16 protein-coding genes are annotated in these 16,543 nt (G+C 72.0%); 10 read left to right on the plus strand and 6 right to left on the minus strand.

The annotated features are described in order from the left end of the window. Positions 1–21: 21 nt before the first annotated feature. The gene (locus D1369_RS17100; RefSeq protein ID WP_007383907.1) at positions 22–996 is read right to left on the minus strand and encodes a 2-oxoglutarate and iron-dependent oxygenase domain-containing protein; all 975 of its coding nucleotides are present in this window, start codon (positions 994–996) and stop codon (positions 22–24) included. Next, on the minus strand, positions 989–1,438 hold the full coding sequence (locus tag D1369_RS17105; RefSeq protein WP_202477060.1) for a nucleoside deaminase: 450 nt from the start codon (positions 1,436–1,438) through the stop codon (positions 989–991). The genes D1369_RS17100 and D1369_RS17105 overlap by 8 nt, the downstream gene beginning before the upstream one ends. 93 nt (positions 1,439–1,531) lie before the next feature. Here D1369_RS17105 and D1369_RS17110 point away from each other — a divergent pair, with 93 nt between their 5' ends. Then, positions 1,532–2,794, plus strand: coding sequence for a PucR family transcriptional regulator (locus D1369_RS17110; RefSeq protein WP_007383905.1), 1,263 nt, complete (start codon positions 1,532–1,534; stop codon positions 2,792–2,794). Here the strand turns inward: D1369_RS17110 and D1369_RS17115 are convergent. Both D1369_RS17115 and D1369_RS17120 read right to left on the minus strand, forming a co-directional pair. Continuing rightward, positions 2,791–3,660: a transglutaminase domain-containing protein gene (locus D1369_RS17115; RefSeq protein WP_240436079.1), complete on the minus strand. Its 870-nt coding sequence runs from the start codon at positions 3,658–3,660 to the stop codon at positions 2,791–2,793. The genes D1369_RS17110 and D1369_RS17115 overlap by 4 nt on opposite strands. Before the next feature lie 120 nt (positions 3,661–3,780). Further along, positions 3,781–4,755 (minus strand): zinc-binding dehydrogenase, encoded by a 975-nt coding sequence (locus D1369_RS17120; RefSeq protein WP_007383903.1) that lies wholly within the window; start codon positions 4,753–4,755, stop codon positions 3,781–3,783. Positions 4,756–4,851: 96 nt separating this feature from the next. Here D1369_RS17120 and D1369_RS17125 point away from each other — a divergent pair, with 96 nt between their 5' ends. Beyond that, positions 4,852–5,184 (plus strand): helix-turn-helix domain-containing protein, encoded by a 333-nt coding sequence (locus D1369_RS17125; protein ID WP_007383902.1) that lies wholly within the window; start codon positions 4,852–4,854, stop codon positions 5,182–5,184. Positions 5,185–5,263: 79 nt separating this feature from the next. Here D1369_RS17125 and D1369_RS17130 read toward each other — a convergent pair whose 3' ends face one another. Next, positions 5,264–6,646, minus strand: a complete 1,383-nt coding sequence (locus D1369_RS17130) for a cytochrome P450 (RefSeq protein ID WP_007383901.1) — start codon at positions 6,644–6,646, stop codon at positions 5,264–5,266. Positions 6,647–6,705: 59 nt separating this feature from the next. Here D1369_RS17130 and D1369_RS17135 point away from each other — a divergent pair, with 59 nt between their 5' ends. The 6 genes from D1369_RS17135 to uppS all read left to right on the plus strand — a co-directional run bounded on the left by D1369_RS17135 (position 6,706) and on the right by uppS (position 12,638). After that, positions 6,706–8,193: a GMC family oxidoreductase gene (locus tag D1369_RS17135; RefSeq protein WP_082319442.1), complete on the plus strand. Its 1,488-nt coding sequence runs from the start codon at positions 6,706–6,708 to the stop codon at positions 8,191–8,193. Between the two features lie 128 nt (positions 8,194–8,321). Next, positions 8,322–8,684 carry a nitroreductase/quinone reductase family protein gene (locus D1369_RS17140; RefSeq protein WP_237557656.1) on the plus strand — a complete coding sequence of 121 codons (363 nt, stop codon included), beginning with the start codon at positions 8,322–8,324 and terminating at the stop codon, positions 8,682–8,684. A 399-nt stretch (positions 8,685–9,083) separates the two neighbouring features. Next, a complete protein-coding gene (locus D1369_RS17145) occupies positions 9,084–9,740 on the plus strand; it encodes a hypothetical protein (protein ID WP_162951015.1) in 657 nt (218 codons plus the stop codon). Positions 9,741–9,790: 50 nt separating this feature from the next. Then, positions 9,791–10,387 carry a DUF6230 family protein gene (locus D1369_RS17150; protein ID WP_007383897.1) on the plus strand — a complete coding sequence of 199 codons (597 nt, stop codon included), beginning with the start codon at positions 9,791–9,793 and terminating at the stop codon, positions 10,385–10,387. Further along, a complete protein-coding gene (locus tag D1369_RS43875) occupies positions 10,378–10,857 on the plus strand; it encodes a DUF6114 domain-containing protein (protein ID WP_162951016.1) in 480 nt (159 codons plus the stop codon). Before D1369_RS17150 ends, D1369_RS43875 begins: the two co-directional genes overlap by 10 nt. Beyond that, positions 10,842–12,638: a polyprenyl diphosphate synthase gene (gene uppS / locus D1369_RS17155; RefSeq protein WP_037903556.1), complete on the plus strand. Its 1,797-nt coding sequence runs from the start codon at positions 10,842–10,844 to the stop codon at positions 12,636–12,638. Before D1369_RS43875 ends, uppS begins: the two co-directional genes overlap by 16 nt. Here uppS and D1369_RS44540 read toward each other — a convergent pair. Continuing rightward, positions 12,632–12,763 carry a hypothetical protein gene (locus D1369_RS44540; protein ID WP_272920904.1) on the minus strand — a complete coding sequence of 44 codons (132 nt, stop codon included), beginning with the start codon at positions 12,761–12,763 and terminating at the stop codon, positions 12,632–12,634. The two genes, uppS and D1369_RS44540, sit on opposite strands and share 7 nt — an antisense overlap. Positions 12,764–12,871: 108 nt before the next feature. Here D1369_RS44540 and D1369_RS17160 point away from each other — a divergent pair, with 108 nt between their 5' ends. After that, entirely contained in the window at positions 12,872–14,971 is a 2,100-nt protein-coding gene (locus D1369_RS17160; RefSeq protein ID WP_007383895.1) for a hypothetical protein, read from the plus strand. Beyond that, positions 14,971–16,533, plus strand: coding sequence for an ABC transporter substrate-binding protein (locus D1369_RS17165; protein WP_007383894.1), 1,563 nt, complete (start codon positions 14,971–14,973; stop codon positions 16,531–16,533). The genes D1369_RS17160 and D1369_RS17165 overlap by 1 nt, the downstream gene beginning before the upstream one ends. Positions 16,534–16,543 lie beyond the last annotated feature (10 nt).

Consider the following 16,543-nt stretch of genomic DNA (forward strand, 5'->3'; position numbering starts at 1 on the left):
CGATGCCCCGCAGCGCTCCCCTCACCCGACCGTGATCGAGTCCAGCTTCGCCCTCAGGTACACGTGGGAGTCGACGGGTTCGTACGCCACCCGCCCGACCGGGGCCGGGACGGACTCGACGGTCGTGCCCGGGGTGCACTCGCCGAAGTAGACCAGGGACATCAGCTCCTCGGCGGGCGCGTCCGCAGGTGGCGGCAGCACCCGGTGCCGTCCCGACCGCCAGCGGTCACCCGTCCAACGGGCCATCAGGTCGCCGATGTTGATGGTGAAGGCGTCGGGGTCGAAGGGCGCGTCCTCCCAGCCGCCCTCGTCCGTGAACACCTGGAGGCCGCCCTTGCCGGCCTGCCGGTCGAGGATCGTGACCGTGCCGAAGTCGGTGTGCGGGCCGATGCGGAACTGCCCGGGCTCCGGGTCCCCGGTCACCTCCGTGCCCGGATACCAGTTGATGTTGAAGCCGTAGGTCGGATGGTCCATGTGCCGGGAGAAGAAGTCGGGTGCGAGCCCGAGGGCCTCACCGAGCAGGGAGAGCAGCTGCTTCTCCAGCTCGCCCATCTTCTCCAGGTACTCCTCGCACAGGGTCCGGAGCTTCGGCACCTCGGCGGGCCAGACGTTCGGCGCGTACCACTCCGCGTTGACGACCGGGTCCTCGAAGGGCTCGTGGGTGGCGAAGGTCAGCGACTCCTTGAGGTCCGGCGGGGTCTGCGTGCCCTCCGAGTAACCGTTGGCCTCGGCGCCGGGACCAAGCCAGCCACGGCCGCCGACCTTCGCCTCGTACGCCTTCTTCGTCTCCGCGGGCATCCGGAAGAAGGCGCGCGCGGCCTCCCGGATCCCGGAGCGCAGGGCCGGGTCGACGCCGTGCCCGGTCACCAGGAAGAACCCGGCGGTCTGCAGGGCCCGGTCGAGGGTGCGGGCGGTGGCGGCGCGGGCGTCGGGGTCGCCGGAGAGCCAGGGCCCGAGGTCGACGGTCGGAATACGGGGCTGGGGGGTGTCATTCACCGATGTCCTCGTTCCACAGTTCCGGGTTCTTCCCGATGAAGTCGGTCATCATCCGCACGCATTCGGGGTCGTCGACGAGCACGATCTCCACACCGTGCTCGGCGAGCCAGTCGTGGCCGCCGTGGAAGGTGGTGGCCTCCCCGACGACGACCCGCCCGATCCCGAACTGCCGGACCAGACCGGAGCAGTACCAGCAGGGCGAGAGGGTGGTCACCATCGTCGTACCGCGGTACGACCGCTGCCGTCCCGCGGCCCGGAAGGCGGCCGTCTCCGCGTGCAGGGAGGGGTCGCCGTCCTGGACGCGCCGGTTGTGGCCGCGGCCGAGGAGGGTGCCGTCGGCGCCGTAGAGCGCGGCCCCGATGGGGATGCCGCCCTCGGCGAGCCCGGCGCGGGCCTCCTCGACGGCGGTGGCGAGCCACCGGTGTGCCTGTGCCTGATCCATGCCTCTCACTCTCCTGTGGCCGAAACACGAGGGCAACGTGCGGAAAGTACTCTCCGGGCAGCCCACAGCCGGACGAACTGTCGGGAGGCGCACATGCCCGCACTCACCCTTCGCGAGATCCTGGCCCTCGATCCCGTCCGCGCCGCCGGGCCCGAGCTGCTGGCCGGAGACACCGCGCTGGACGGCCCGGTGCGCTGGGTCCATTCGAGCGAGGTGTACGAGGGCGCGAACTTCCTGGACGGCGGCGAGCTGCTGCTCACCAACGGTTTCGGGCTGACGGACGCCGACGAGGAGGTCCGCCGCCGGTACGTGCGCGAGCTGGCCGCCCGGGGCGCCGCCGGGCTCGCGGTGGAGGTCGGCCGCGCCCTGCCCGCCATGCCGCCCGAGGTCACCGACGAGGCCCGCCGCCTGGGTCTGCCCCTGCTGGCCCTGCGCCGGGTCGTGCCCTTCGTGCGGATCACGGAGGCCGCCAACCGGGCGATCGTCGCGCGCGGGCTGTCCGGCCGTTCGGTGGTACGGCCGTGGGGCGACGACCATACGGCGGCCCTGCTCGCCGACCTCGCCGACCGGGCGGCGCTGAACCAGCCGGAGGTGGAGGCGCGGGCGGCGCTCGCCGGGTTCCATCCGGGCCCGGGAGCCCGGCTGATCGGGGTGTCGCTGCACGGCACCCGGGAGGTCAGCACCGTCGACCGGGCGGTACGGCTGCTGGGCGGGGCCGGGGTGCTGCGGGCCGCGTTCCCTGGGGACGTCCTGGCGCTGCTGTCCCTGCCGGGCACGCTCCCCGGTGACCCCGTGAAAGCGGTGCAGGAGGCCTTCCGCACGGCGGCCGCGCCCGGGCTCACCGTGGCGGTGGGCCACGCCGTCTCCGCCTCCGACGGCGGCTGGCTGCGCTGGAGCGACACGCTGCGGGCGGCCCGTACGACCCTGGAACTGGCGTTGACCGTCCCGCCGGCCGAACCGGCCGCCCCCGAGGGCCCGTCGGTGACCTCGTCCCGGGCCCTGGCGCTGGAGCGGGAACTGACCCGGGGCGGCGTGGACGCCAACCGGGACCGCCTGGCGGCGCTGGTCCAGCACGCCCTGGGGCCGCTGCTGGCCTGGGAAGCGGCCCACCCGAGCGACCTGGTGCGAACCCTGGAGGTCCACCTCCGCAACGGCTGCTCACCGACCCGCACGGCGGCCCTCCTCCACATAGGCCGCCAGTCCCTGTACCAGCGCCTGGAGCGCATCGAGTCGTTGCTTGGCCTGGAGATCGACGACCCGGACCTGCTGGGCGAGTTGCTGACGGCGACCTGCGCACAACGGGTGGTACGCACGACGAAAGCCGTCGCACGGGGCGGGCTGCGGACGGTGGCCTAGCGCAGGGTGACGAGGTGCGTCCCGACGAACGGCGCGTAACACGTCACCGTCGACGGCGTCCGCAGCACGTCGTCCTCGGCGAACACCTTCCGCACGGCCTCGAACGACACCTCCCCGCTCACCAGGGGTGCCACCCGGTCGTAGCGCTCCAGCTCCTCCTCCTCACCCCACACGTCCCACAGCAAGGTCTCCACCTTGTTGAGCGCGGCGAGGTCGAGGCGGATGTTCCCCGCCACGAACCGCTCCCCGACGAACGGCTCCTCCCCGGGCAGGCGCAGCCCGAACTCGGTCTCGTCCGCCCCGCCCTCCCGGATCGCCCGCCAGGCCTCACCGGCGACGAGGAACCGCGACCGGGGAACGTCCATCGGGTCGAAGTCCACCGGCCAGTTCGCGGTGATGCCGGGGTCGGCCAGCTGCGCGTCCGCCAGCAGCCAGCCCCGCTTCTCGTCCCAGTACTCGGTGACCACGTGGTCACCGTGGAAGCCGGTCGAGGAGAAGTAGTCGGCGAACCCGGACCGCAGCCGGGCCGGGATGCCCACGTGCCGCAGCAGTGAGACGTGCAGCAGCGTGAAGTCGCGGCAGATCCCGACGAACCGGTCGCCCGGCTCGCGCCGCACGGTCAGCGGCGCGTCGTTCCGCTCGACGATGATCCGCAGGATGTCGTCGATGTACCGGGTCTCGGCGTCCTGGTAGAGCCGGTCGGTGGGATGGGTGTGCCCGAAGAGCTCGCCCTCGACCCGATGGATCATCACCTCCCGGACGATCCGGGCGAGCCGAGCGGGGTCGCGCGGCAACCCGGCGTACCGCGGGGCCATGTCCCCGGGGTCGGAGAACACACTCTGCGTCGCATAGAAGGAGAGGGACACGACGGACCTCCCGAAGGGCATCATCGACCACGCGTTCGATTACGGGTCGGCGCGCCCCACCGTGTCAAAATTCGCCGCCGAATGTCCAGACGGCGGGCGGCCCGTGGTCCGTGACGGGGATCAGCCACCGACCCTCAGCAGGAGCTTGCCCGTGCTCGTCCGCGCCCCCATCAGCCGGTGTGCCTCCGCCGCCTCCTCAAGGCCGAACTCCGCGGTGACCGGCAGGGAGACCGTCCCGTCGGCCACCGTCGCGAACGCCCGCTCCGAGAGGGTCCGCAGCTCGGCGGGGGCGGTTCGGGCGAGGGTGAGGATGGAGAAACCGGCGACGGAGAGGCCGAGGGGATACAGCTCGGGCTGGCCCACGGTCCACGCCGGTGCGCCGCTCGCGTTGCCGAAGGAGACCAGGCGGCCGTAGACCGCGAGGGAGGCCAGACAGTCGCGGAGGGTGTCGCCGCCGACCGGGTCCAGGGCGAGGTCGACCCCACGCCCGCCGGTCGCCGCCCGCAGCGGTTCCGCGAAGTCACCGACGAACACCTCGTCGTACCCGTGCTCGCGGGCGTACGCCGCCTTGGCCTCGCCGGACACCACGCCGTACACCGTCGCGCCGGCCGCCTTCGCCAACTGGCCCACCACGGTGCCGATTCCGCCCGCCGCGCCCTGCACCAGGACCGTCTCCCCCGCCCGGAGCCGACCGACGGTGTGCACGAGGGCGTACGCCGTCGGGAGGACCGCCGGCAGGGTGGCCGCCGTGCGCAGGCCGACGCCGGACGGGAGCGGGAAGACGTTCTCCGTGTCGGCGACGGCCACGTCCGCGTAACCGCCGCCCACCGTCAGGGCGGCCGTCACCTCCTGGCCGACGCTCAGGCCGGTCACGCCCTCGCCCAGCTCCCGGACCCGCCCGGACACCTCCAGACCGGGGACGAAGGGCAGCCCCGGCACCCGGTAGCCCTCCGCGCGCGCCTTCAGGTCGGCGAAGTTCACCCCGGCGTACGCCACATCGACGCTCACCTGGCCGGGTCCGGGGCCCGGAACGTCCGCCTCCACGACCTTGAGCACCTCGGGACCGCCGTACTCCTGGAACTCCACCGCGCGCATGCCTCACCCCTACTGTTCAACGGAAACCGAACACTCGCCACTGTATGGTTTTCATCGAACACTCGGCAAGCGGAACGGAAGGAACGGCAGCGATCCATGAGCACGCCCCGGCACCGGACCGCCCCCGAGCACACCCACCCTGACGACGTCCCGGTGCTCACGGCACTCGCCGCGCTCGCCGATCCCGTCCGCCTCACCCTGGTGCGGGAGCTGGCCGGTTCGCCCGAGTGGAGCCGGGCCTGCGGCACCTTCGACGTGCCCGTCGGCAAAGCGGCCCTCAGCCACCACTTCACGGTGCTGCGCGCGGCCGGGCTCGTGGAGCAGCGGGACGAGGGGCCGCGGCGCGTCAACCGGCTGCGCCGGGCGGAGTTCGACGCGCGCTTCCCGGGCCTGCTGGAACTCGTGCTCCGAACGGAGCCCAGCGCCTGATCAACAAGCTCAAGGCATGGCGAGGGGGCCCCGCGCACGCCAAGGCCGGCGGCGCCTTCCCGCTGGGGCGCTGCGGCGCTCAGGACTGGGCGGGTGCGGCGCTGGTCGTTCGCATCGGAGTGCGCTGGGTGATGAGGGCGGGCAGGGTGCCGGGGCGCAGGAAGAGCCTGGGGGTGGGGCGGTGGCGGTGTCCCGGCGGGGTGTGGAGTCGCCAGTGCTGGGTGATGGTGGCGAGTGCGGTGAGCATATGGGTGGTGGCGAGCTGGTCGCCGATGCATTTGCGGGGACCGGTACCGAAGGTGAGCTGGGCGACTTTATGCAGGGCGCGGGTGCGTTCGGGCAGCCAGCGGTCGGGGTCGAAGCGCAGGGGGTCGTGGTGGATGCCGGGATGGTGGTGGGCGGCGTAGGCGCCGTAGGCGATCTCGGTTCCGGCGGGGAAGTCGGTGGTGCCGAGGCGGACGGTGCGCAGCGTGCGGCGGGCCAGCAGCCACACCGTCGGGTGCAGGCGCATCACTTCGGTGAGCAGGCGCCGCGTGTAGTGCAGGCGGGGCAGGTCCTCGGCCTGCACGGGGCGGCCGGACAGGACGGTGTCGAGTTCGGCGTGCAGGCGCTCTTCCGCGTCGGGGTGGCGGGACAGCTCGAGGAAGACGTGGGGCAGGACGTCGGCGATACCGTGGACGGCGGCGAACATGTAGAACGTGATCTCGTTGACGATCTGCTCGTCGCTCATGGCTTCGCCGGTGTCGTGGTAGCGGGCGGACAGCAGCGCGGACAGCACGTCACCACGGTCCCGGGGATCGGCCCGGTGCTGTTCGATGGCGCCGGTGACGGCCGCGCGCAGACGAGCCACCGCTCGCTTGAAAGAACCGGTTCCGGGCACACCGGAGAGCCGGCCGAGCCGGGGCAGGGCCACGCGCCAGTACACCCCGGTCGTGGAGGAGGCGGTGAGCGCGGCCAGCGCGCCGGCCATGGAGTCCGTGGCTGCGCAGAAGGTGCGGGCGGTGACGTCGTAGGCAAGGCGAGCCAGGTCCTGGTCCAGGCGGAGCGTCTGTCCGGCCTGCCAGTGTCGGCAGTGCGTTTGGGTCAGCTCCCGTACCTGCGGTACCTGGGCGGCGGTGCGGCGGGGGTGGAAGGCGGGCTGGAGGGCGCGGCGGTGCCGACGGTGGGCTTCGAACAACGTCAGCCCGTCGAAGTGGATGTCCATCAGCAGGCTGGGCCCGAACTGGGGCGCGGCGCCGTCGGTGATCCGCCCCTTGGCGTAGTCGCGCGTGTCGGTGACGAGCATGCGATGCAGCAGATCGGGGTCGGTGACCAGATAGACGTCCGGCCCGGGCCCTTTGAGCCGGACCACCGGGGCGAGCGTGTTGGCCTTCCTCATCAACGGCAGCGGGTCGCGCAGCAGGTGCAGTCCGTGTCCGATGAAGGGGAGCGCGCCGGGCATGGTCGGGACGGTTGCGGACATGGAGCCTCGCCCTCTTCTGCTGGACACACAACGAAGTTGAGACTGTACGCTGCGTCACCATGCCAGAGGTAATTGTGATCGGGTCGGGGTTCGGCGGGAGCGTGGCCGCGCTGCGCCTGGCGCAGAAGGGCTACCGGGTCACCGTCCTGGAGACCGGACGCCGCTTCGCCGACGAGGAGTTCGCCTCCCGCCCTTGGCAGTTGCACCGCATGCTCTGGGCGCCGCGCCTCGGCCTGCACGGCATCCTGCGCATCCGGCTGCGCCGCAACCTGCTGGCCATCAGCGGGGCCGGCCTGGGCGGCGGCTCGCTGGCTTACGCGGGCGTGCATTACCGGCCCGACGAGGACGCCTTCCAGGAGCCGGGCTGGCCCCCAGGAGTCGAATGGGCCAGCGAACTCGCCCCGTACTTCGATGTGGCCGAACGCATGCTGGGAACCACCACCGTGCCGGGGCAGGCCCGGCCGGGCGCCGGAGAGCGGGTGCTGCACGAGATCGGCGAGGCCCTCGGCGCCCGGCCGCACCCGGTCCGGGCCGGCATCCACTTCGGTCCGCCGCAACAGATGCTGGCCGACCCCTACTTCGCTGGCCAGGGCCCCGCCCGTGCCGGCTGCACCCTGTGCGGGAGCTGTGTCACCGGCTGCCGCCAGGGCGCCAAGAACACTCTCACCAAGAATTACCTCCACCTCGCCGAACAACTCGGCGCACGTCTGCGCCCGATGACCACCGTCACCGCCCTGTGGCCGCGCCCCGGCGGCGGCTGGACGGTCCGCACCGCCCCCTCCACCCCCGGCAAGCGCCGTGGCGAAACGTTGAGCGCCGACCACGTCGTCCTGGCCGCCGGCGCCTGGGGCACCACCGAACTGCTCCACCGCGCCCGCGCCGCCGGCGCCCTCCCCGATCTCTCCCTGGCATTGGGAACACGGGTGTGCACCAACCGCGGCGTCCCCCTGGCAGCCGCTGCCCCCCACTTCGACGTCGGACCCGGCATCGCCATCAGCTCCGCCGTACGCCCCACCCCTTCCACCCTGGTGCAGCTGTGCCGCGTCGGCCCCGGCACAGCCCCGCTCGCCGCCGCCTTCGCCTCCCTCACCGGCCCGCCCGGACCGGGGCAAACACCGCCCGCACGCCGCTTCGAGCAGCACACCGCCCTGCTCTTCGCCATGGAACGCAGCAACTCCGTCCTCACCAGCCGTTACCGGCGCGGCCGCCTGACCTTCACCACCCCCGACAGCACGAAGCCGACGAGCCTGCGCATGCCCGCAGCCGAAGACGTGGCCCGCGCCTACGCCTCCCGGATCGGCGGCCGCGCCTATACCTGGTGGCCCAGTCGACTGCTGCGCATGCCCGTCACCGTCCACCAGCTGGGCGGCTGCCCCCTCGGCGATGACCCGCAGACATCGGTCGCCGACCTGCAGCATCGCGTACACCGCTACCCGACCCTGCACCTCAGTGACGCCTCCGTCATCACCGCCAACCTCGGGGTCAACCCTTCCCTCACCATCACCGCCATGGCGGAACGCGCCATGTCGCACTGGCCGGACGCATGAACCACCGCACCCGCCCCGTGCCGCGATGGACAGTCCGTCTGGGCCAGACACGGCTCTTCCTCCACCTCGCCCCGCACCTGCTGCCACGCTGCGACCGCTTCGTTCACCGCCTGACCCGAGGCCGGTGGATGCCCAGCCGCCTCTTCCTGCCCGTCATCCAGCTCACCACCACGGGCCACCGCACCGGCCTGCCCCGCCACACCCCGATCTGCGCTCACCACGCCACTGTGGACGGCACGTGGCTGATCGTCGCCAGCAACTTCGGTCGCCCTCACCACCCCGCCTGGAGCACCAACCTCCTGCACCACCCCCACGCCGCCATCGCTCACGGCGGATCCGCCCAGCCGGTGACGGCCCGGCTCCTCACCCCGCACGAGCAGGCCGAGCACCGCGCCCGAATCCTCGCTGCCCTGCCCGTGTTCGACTCCTATGCGGCCCGAGCCCGACGCGACCTCCGCGTCTTCCTGCTCACCCCGACGCCTCCCTCGTGACGTCCGCGTCCGCGCCCACGATTGCAGGAGGAATCGGCTGCAGCGCTGGGGCGACCGGCACGGGACACGATCCGGTGAACCGCCAGCCACACCGCCCAATCGGGTCGTTCCCCTGGCATGACAAACGTTCCGTTCCTGCACGCTCTTGTGCGGGAAGCGACCCATAGGCAGCGACGGGAAGACGCTGCTCCCCGCGGCCTGGGCGCGCACTGCATGTCGCGCTACTCAGAACACCGGCTCGCATGGCTTCTGATCTACGGAGCTGTTCTCACGGGCTGCCTCAGCGAACCTGGAATAGGGCCACGAGGACAACTGGGCCTGGGAATGGTCCTCGCCGGCCTGACGGGAATCCTGGCATGGCACGAAAGCCCATGGGTGCGGGCACAGACTCTGTGTGCCGTGACGGTGGCCTGCACGGTGGAATACATCGGCACCCACGTCATGCAGTGGTGGGACTACCGGCTCGGCAATCTGCCCGCCTGGGTCCCCGCCGGCCACGCAGCCCTCTTTCTCCTCAGCATCATCAGTGCTCGCACCCCAGCACCGCGTTGGCTCCGTCGCACCGCGTATACGAGTCTGGCGGCGTGGTCACTGTGGGGCCTCCTGCAGGCCCAACGCCCCGACTACAGCGGCGCCTTCAACCTCCTTGCCATCGCCACCCTCCACCGAAATCCTGTGATGCGGACTCGCCTTCCGTGGATCATCGCGGTGACCGCTCCGGCGGAGTTCGCCGGCACCCACTTCGGCCTCTACAGCTACCGGCACCACGACATCACCGGACTGCTCCTCATGGGCAATCCACCCGCCGGCCTTCCCGGCGGCTACGCCCTCGTCGACTTTGCGGCCCTGCTGACGGCGACCCTCCTGTACCGGGTACGTCGCCGCTACCGCTCAGCAAGAAACCACCACAGCCGCGCCACGGAGCCGCCCGCGAATTCCCTGCGAACCCTGCCGCCGGCGAAACAGGCAGATCGCCACCAGGGGCCGGCGCAGCCGGTTCCCGGGAGCGGGCCCTGCCCGCCCCTTGCGAGACGCAACCGGCGGCAACAGGGGTGAAGCAACTCGCGCCGACCGTGTCGTGATCACGGAGCGGGCGTTGTCAGAGCATGAACGCCGCACTCCAGAACTTCAAACCGAAACCACCCCCGACTCGGCGGCGTTGGCTGCGGTTCTGGCTGCTGATGGCACCGGCCTCGCTCGCAGCGGGCGGCGTGCTGCTCGCGATGGGCACCGGGGCACTGGCTGCCTCCGTCGCTGCCTCCGGCGAGGCGTTCAAGGTCTCCGGTGACAGGCTCAGCGGCAGCGGCTTCACCGCCCTGCCGGGGATGAACGTCGATCCCAAGACCGGTGCCCGCCATCCGGTCCTGGTCGTCACAGCACAAGAGGCAGAGCTGGCGAACCTCTGCGTCAGCATCCTCGTGAAAACCCCCCTGGGCCCGGTGACCGTCCGCGTCCACGCCGGCAGTGAGGAGCCGGTGGCCGCCACCGGACTGGTCGTCGACAGCGACCAACTGCACGGCGACATCAACTTCACCGACGTACTGGCCCGCTCCGAAGGCGGCTCCTCGGGCGGCTTCCTCGCCCGCACCGCACGAGTGACCGTGCACCACCCCCGCTTCACCGGATGGCAGGGCACCGCCGGCTCCTTCCGCCTGAACGGCCTGAGCATGCGCGTCACACCGGGAGCCCACGAATGCTACTGACCTGTCGCCGCGGCCACCCGCATCCCGGCCGCACCCGCCGGTGGAGCCGGCAACGCCCGCTGGCCGCCGCCCTCCTGGTCTGTACCGCCGGCGCGGAAATGATGCTGCTGCCCTTCCTCGGCGCCCCCGCCGCCATCCTGCGCCCCGGCGTAGCGGACGCCGCCGGCCTCGGCGTGAGCCTCCCGCTCTTCCTGGCGGGCCTCGTTCTGCTGCGCTTGCCGCAACTGCACGCCCTGACCGGCGTCGCCGCCGTCGCCCTGGCCGTGCTCGCCCTGATCACCTGCAACCTCGGCGGACTCCTCGCCGGCAGCGCGCTCGGGATGGTGGGCGGCTCCCTCGCCTTCGCCTGGGCTCCTGCGTCCGCAATGCACCAACCGGCCGTCCTCCCCGACCAACCCGGCGCCGCCCACAGCACTGTGCCGCAGCAGACCCTTCACGAAACGGAGGCGCCCCGGTGCCCGGCATCCTGACCCAGGCCGCCATCGACGACCCCGCCCTGCGAGCCGCCTACCTCCACTGCCGGCGCACTGTCCGGCGGGACGACCCCGTCGAATACTCGATCATGCAGCTGATGCCGCCGCTACTGCGCCCGGCCTGCTGGGCGATGTGGGCCGCCTTCAGCGCCGCCGACGACCTCGCCGACGCCCCGGCCGGCACGACCGCCACCCGCACCGCGCAGCTGAAGGCATGGACCACCGCCCTGGAAGACGAACTCACTGCAGGACACAGCGATGACCCGGTCCGCCGCGCCCTGATCGACACCATGCATCGCTGGCGCCTGGACCTGGCCGACCTGCGGCTCTCCTTCGCCACCCTGGACGGCGACACTCGCGGCCGCCACCTGCACACCTGGGAGCAGTGGAGCGTTTGGGTCGGCGACTCCAACCTCTCCTGGGCCACACAGAGCATGACCCTGCTCGCCCGCGCCGGCATCCCGGTTCCCGTGTGGCTGCGTCGCAAAGACAGCTACCAGCGCTACCTCGACGGGTTGTACCTCACCGACACCCTCACCGACCTCGCCCAGGACCTGGCCCGCGGCGAACTGAACCTGCCCACCCAGGTCCTCGACCAGTTCCCTGACGCCGCCGACCACCTGACAGCGCGACACTGGAGCCCCGCCGCCGGCGCGCTGATCGCCCACCTGACCGGGCAGGCCCGCCGCTGGCTCGATCAGCCCGGCCTGACCAGCACCCTCCATCCCGGCCCCGCCGAACTGCTGAGCACCGCCACCCGCCTTTTCCACGCCCGCCTCGATGCCGTCCAGGCGGCCGGGCCCGCCCTGCTGTCCCGCCCGGCGGTGCCCGCACCTTTTGTGCGCTGGCGCATCCTGGCCCGCGCCCGCACCAGAGGCGCCCTTGCCTGGCGCCTCACCCCGCTTTCCGCAACGCCGCACGGCAGCAGCCCGGGCTATGCCCTGCCCCGCCAAACCCGTCCCCCCAGCAAGTTCCAGCCACCGGCCCCTCACCCCAGCGGAGCCCGCCCGCCGACCATTCCAGCGAGCCGGATGCCCCGCCACGTCGCCGTCATCATGGACGGCAACGGACGCTGGGCCACCCAGCGCGGCCTGCCCCGCCACGAAGGCCACCGGGCCGGCGCTGAGGGCGCCACACGCGACGTCATCTGCGGAGCCGCCGAGATCGGCCTGGCCCACCTGACCCTGTACGCCTTCTCCACCGAGAACTGGAAACGGGACACCGAAGAGATTGCCTTCCTCTTCGAAAGCATTCGCAATCAACTACGCACCTACGCCAACGACAAGGAAGAGCTCGGCATCCGTATCCGCTGGGCCGGCAGCGCCGTGGGACTGCCCCAAGACCTGATCGAGGAACTCCTCCAAGCCGAGCTGAGAACCCGCCACCGCACCGGCTTGTGCGTGACGGTCTGCATCAACTACGGCGGCCGCGACGAACTCACCCGTGCCGCCGCCCAACTGGCCAGGGCCGCCGCCGCTGGTGACATCGACCCCGACCACGTCAGCGATACCGACCTCGCCCGCCACCTGACCTGGCCCGACACGCCGGACGTCGACCTGCTCTGGCGCACCGGCGGCGAACAGCGCATCTCCAACTTCCTGCTCTGGCAAGCCGCCTACGCCGAACTCCACTTCACCGACACCAACTGGCCCGACATCGACCGCCGCGACCTGTGGCAGGCCATCACCGAATACAGCGTCCGCCAGCGCCGCCACGGCGCCGCACCTGCCGCGGACTCCAGCAAAGACGGGACGGTCGCCCATAGGGCTTGTCACTGACGGGTGCAGGCGGTCGACTTGATGCCGGCCTCTTCAGCGTACGACGTCTCGTAGATCTCGGTCTTGTAGCCCTTCTGCTCCGCCCAGCGCAGTTTTCGCCAGGTAGTTGCACTCGCTTCACGCAAGAAGATCTAGCGGTGTGTGGGCAGTTTGATCACGACTCGATACGCGCCCTAGTCCGAACCAACTCCCCCTCCCTACTCTGGTATTGATAAACAGCGCGCATGGGGGGAATGCGGGTGCACAGACAGCTGCGCGGGCGCGGGGCGCTGTTCGACACGGAACCGGCGGGGCTCGCACCACGGCTCGTGGGACTGCGGCCGCACCAGCACCGGGCCACCCCGGTGGAACATCCGCAGGAACTCCCCTTCGTCGTGCTCACCGGCGCGCGCGGAACGGGCAAGAGCGCCCTGCTCGGCGAGCTGCGTACGGCCTACCACGGGCACACCCCGGTCGCCCTGGTCGACTGCGAGGCGGCCGAGTTCGCGGCGCCGCCCGCCGGCCGGGACGCCGAGGCCTGGTCGCCGGTGTCACAGGCCCTGCTGGTGATCGCCGAGCAGCTCGCGCAGCCGGTGACCGGCGCCGGGCGGATCACCTTCCCCCGGCTGATGTCCGGGCTGGTCGCGGTGGCCGCGGGCGGGTGGCGGGACGCCGATTCCGAACGGATCCGGCGCGAGGTCGAGCGGATCCTGCTGCTCAACGAGAGCGGGTCGTGGATCGCCGGGTTCGCCGGGCGCTGGGCCGGGCGGGTCGCCGCCAACGTCGCCGCCGCCGCGACCGGTACCGGACCGCTGCTCCAGTCCGCCATCGAGGCCACCCTGGAGTCCATCTCCGACGGCTTCGTGCACCGACGACAGCAGCGCGCCGCCACCTGGTGGCGCGACTACCCCAACGCGAGTGGCAACGCCCGGCGCGGACTCATGCTGCTGTCCGGGCACTTCAGGGCCGGCGGCACCTCCCGGGACCACGCCGAACGCCATCTCGTCCGCGCCCTGCTCGCCGACCTCACCGACGCCTACACCGGAGTGCTGCCCCGCATGCAGCGCCTGGGCCGGCCCCTCGTCCTCGTCGACAACGCGCAGTCGGCGCCCGGCCCCGGCCTCACCGACGCCGTCCTGCGCGACCGCTCCGCGGGCATCGCCGACCAGGTCGTCTTCATCACCGCACTGCGCGGCACCGGCCGCCCCGCCCTGCGCAACGCCGTACGGCGCACCCTCCCCGAGCTCGCCCGGCGCACCGACTGGACGCCCGACCCCGCCTCCCCCTCCTCCCGCGCCCTGCTGGTCTCGCTGCCGCCGCTGACCGCCGACGACACCCTGCACATCGTCGACGAGCACCAGGTGCCGCCCCAACTCCCGCACGCCGTACACCGGTTGACCGGCGGCAACCCGCTGGGCATCACGCTGCTCACCGAATCCGCCGCACAGCACGGCACGGCCTCCCTGGGCGAACTGCTCACCTCCGAGGTACAGCTGCGCGAGGACCGCGACGGCAGACCCACCTACGTGGAACTCCTGGACCGGCTCGTGCCCGCCGACCGGCTGGAGGAGCTGACGGTGCTGGCCGCCGCCCACGACCACGACTCCGCCACCGCCCTGGCCGCGGCCCTGCTGCCGGACGACTTCGGCCCGGCCGACGTACGGGCGCTCGAGACCCGGCTCGTCCAGGAGGGGCTGCCGGAGGTGCCGGGCCGGTTCGTCGGCGACCCCTTCGTGCGGACGCTGCTGCTGCTCCGGCTGCACCACCGCTCCGCCGACCACGGGCGCTGGCGCGAGGCGCACGAGACCCTGATCGCGCACTACGCGCCCCCGGACCCCGACGAGGCCCACACCCGCTACCGCCTGCACCACGAACTCGCCCTGGGCTCCACCGAGTCGGCCGTCGCCCACCTGCGCGCCACCTTCACCGCCCTGGACACCCGCACCTGGCTGCGCACCCTGCGCTTCGTCGCCTCGGCGCCCTACTTCCACGCGCACGACGCCGAGGGCCACGACTTCGCCGCCCACGACGACCGGCGCGCGGCCGTCGCGCTCGGTCACACGGACGCCGCCCAGCTGCTGCCGGACTCCCCGGACCCCGTGCTCGCCGTGCTGCATCTGCGGATACGGCGGCTGCTGCACGCCGTGTGGCAGCTGACCGATCCGCTCGCGCTGCCCGACCCGAAGGTCTGCGACCGGCTGCGCTTCGAGCTGGAGCAGCTGTCCAACCTGCGTCCGGCCGGCAACGCGCTGCTGTGGCGGGCCTCCCGGGACTGGCCCGAGGATGCCCTCGCGGGTCGGCCGCTGCGCATCCCGGACGACGAGGACGACAGCGACGGCGAGGGGGAGGCGTGATGGCCGGCAGAGGCTTCGGGACGTGGCTGCGGGAGGGCGTGTGGGAGATTCCGCTGCGCCGGTACCTCGCGATCGTGCTCGCCGTGGTGGTGACCGCGGGCCTGGTGCTCGCCGTCCGCGCCCTCGCCCACGACGACCGCTCCTGCGCGGCCGGGGTCGTCAGACCGGAGGGCAGCGACGAGTGCGTCGGCGTCTCGGCGACCGGCTACGACTGGGGCCGGGCCCCGCTGCGGCCGGTCGTGCGGGCGATCGACCGTGAGAACCGGTCCATCAAGGGCCCGTACGTGACCGTGGCCCTCCTCGAACCCTTCACCGCGACCGACGCCGACAACCTCGGTGACGTGCTGCACGAACTCCAGGGCGCGTATCTCGCGCAGTACCAGGCCAACCACCGCTCCAACGGGACCGTCCCCGCGATCCGGCTGGTGCTCGCCAACCCGGGTGCCACCGGCGCCCACTGGGAACACACCGTCGACCAGCTGGCGGGCATGACCGGCGGCAAGGACCGGCTGCGGGCGGTCGCCGGGGTCGGGCTGAGCACCGCCGACAACAAGCGGGCCGTCACCGCGCTCACCGCCCGCGGCATCGCGGTGATCGGCACCTCCATCACCGCCGACAACCTCGCCAACGGCCAGGGCGGCAAGGACCCCTTCCCCGGGCTCGCCCGGGTCGCCCCCACCAACACCGACGAGGCCCGCGCGCTCACCTCCTTCGCCAAGGTGGCGGCCGACAAGGCGGTCCTGGTCTACGACCAGAAGGCGGACGACAGGGACAACGGCGACCCCTACTCGCTGACCCTGCAGCGGTCCTTCGAGAAGCTGCTCAAGGGATCGCCGTACGCCCCCTGGTCGTTCAACCCGCCCGACGACCGCACCCAGGAGGGCTCCACCGCCAACGACTTCGAGCAGATCACCCACCTGGTCTGCGACACGGACGCCGGCACCGACACCATCCTGTTCGCCGGCCGCCACACCCAGCTGCGGCAGTTCATCAACGCGCTCGGCGAACGCGGCTGCCAGAAGCGGAGGTTCACCCTGCTCACCGGCGACGAGGCGTCCTACCTCACCGGCGACAGGGACCTGAACCGGGACGCCCTGAACCGCAACCTCACCGTCCGCTACACCGCGCTCGCCCACCCGGACGCCTGGCTGAAGTCCCCGCCCGCGACCGGGGGTTCGACCGCCGACGCGAAAGTCCTCCAGGAGCTGGTACTGGCGGGCCAGGGCGACAAGGTGGGCCCGATCGGTGACGTCGACCTGGAGGACGGCCAGCTGATCATCGCCTACGACGCGATGCGGCTGACGTACCAGGGCATCCGGTTCGCCAAGGGCAGCAAGGACGTCCCCACCCTCGAAGAGGTCCGCAACGAGTGGCGGCTCATCAAGGGCACCCAGCAGCGCGTCAGCGGCGCGAGCGGCTGGATCTGCCTCGACAACCACGGCAACCCGTACGACAAGGCCGTACCGATCGTGGAACTGACCCCGCAGGGCACCGCACGCTTCGTGCGGATCGCCTGGCCGGAGGGCAAGCCCCCGGCAAAGGAATGCCTGCCGCCCTCATAGGACGGCAGGC

This window comes from Streptomyces sp. CC0208 (genome assembly GCF_003443735.1).
Lineage (GTDB): Bacteria > Actinomycetota > Actinomycetes > Streptomycetales > Streptomycetaceae > Streptomyces > Streptomyces sviceus.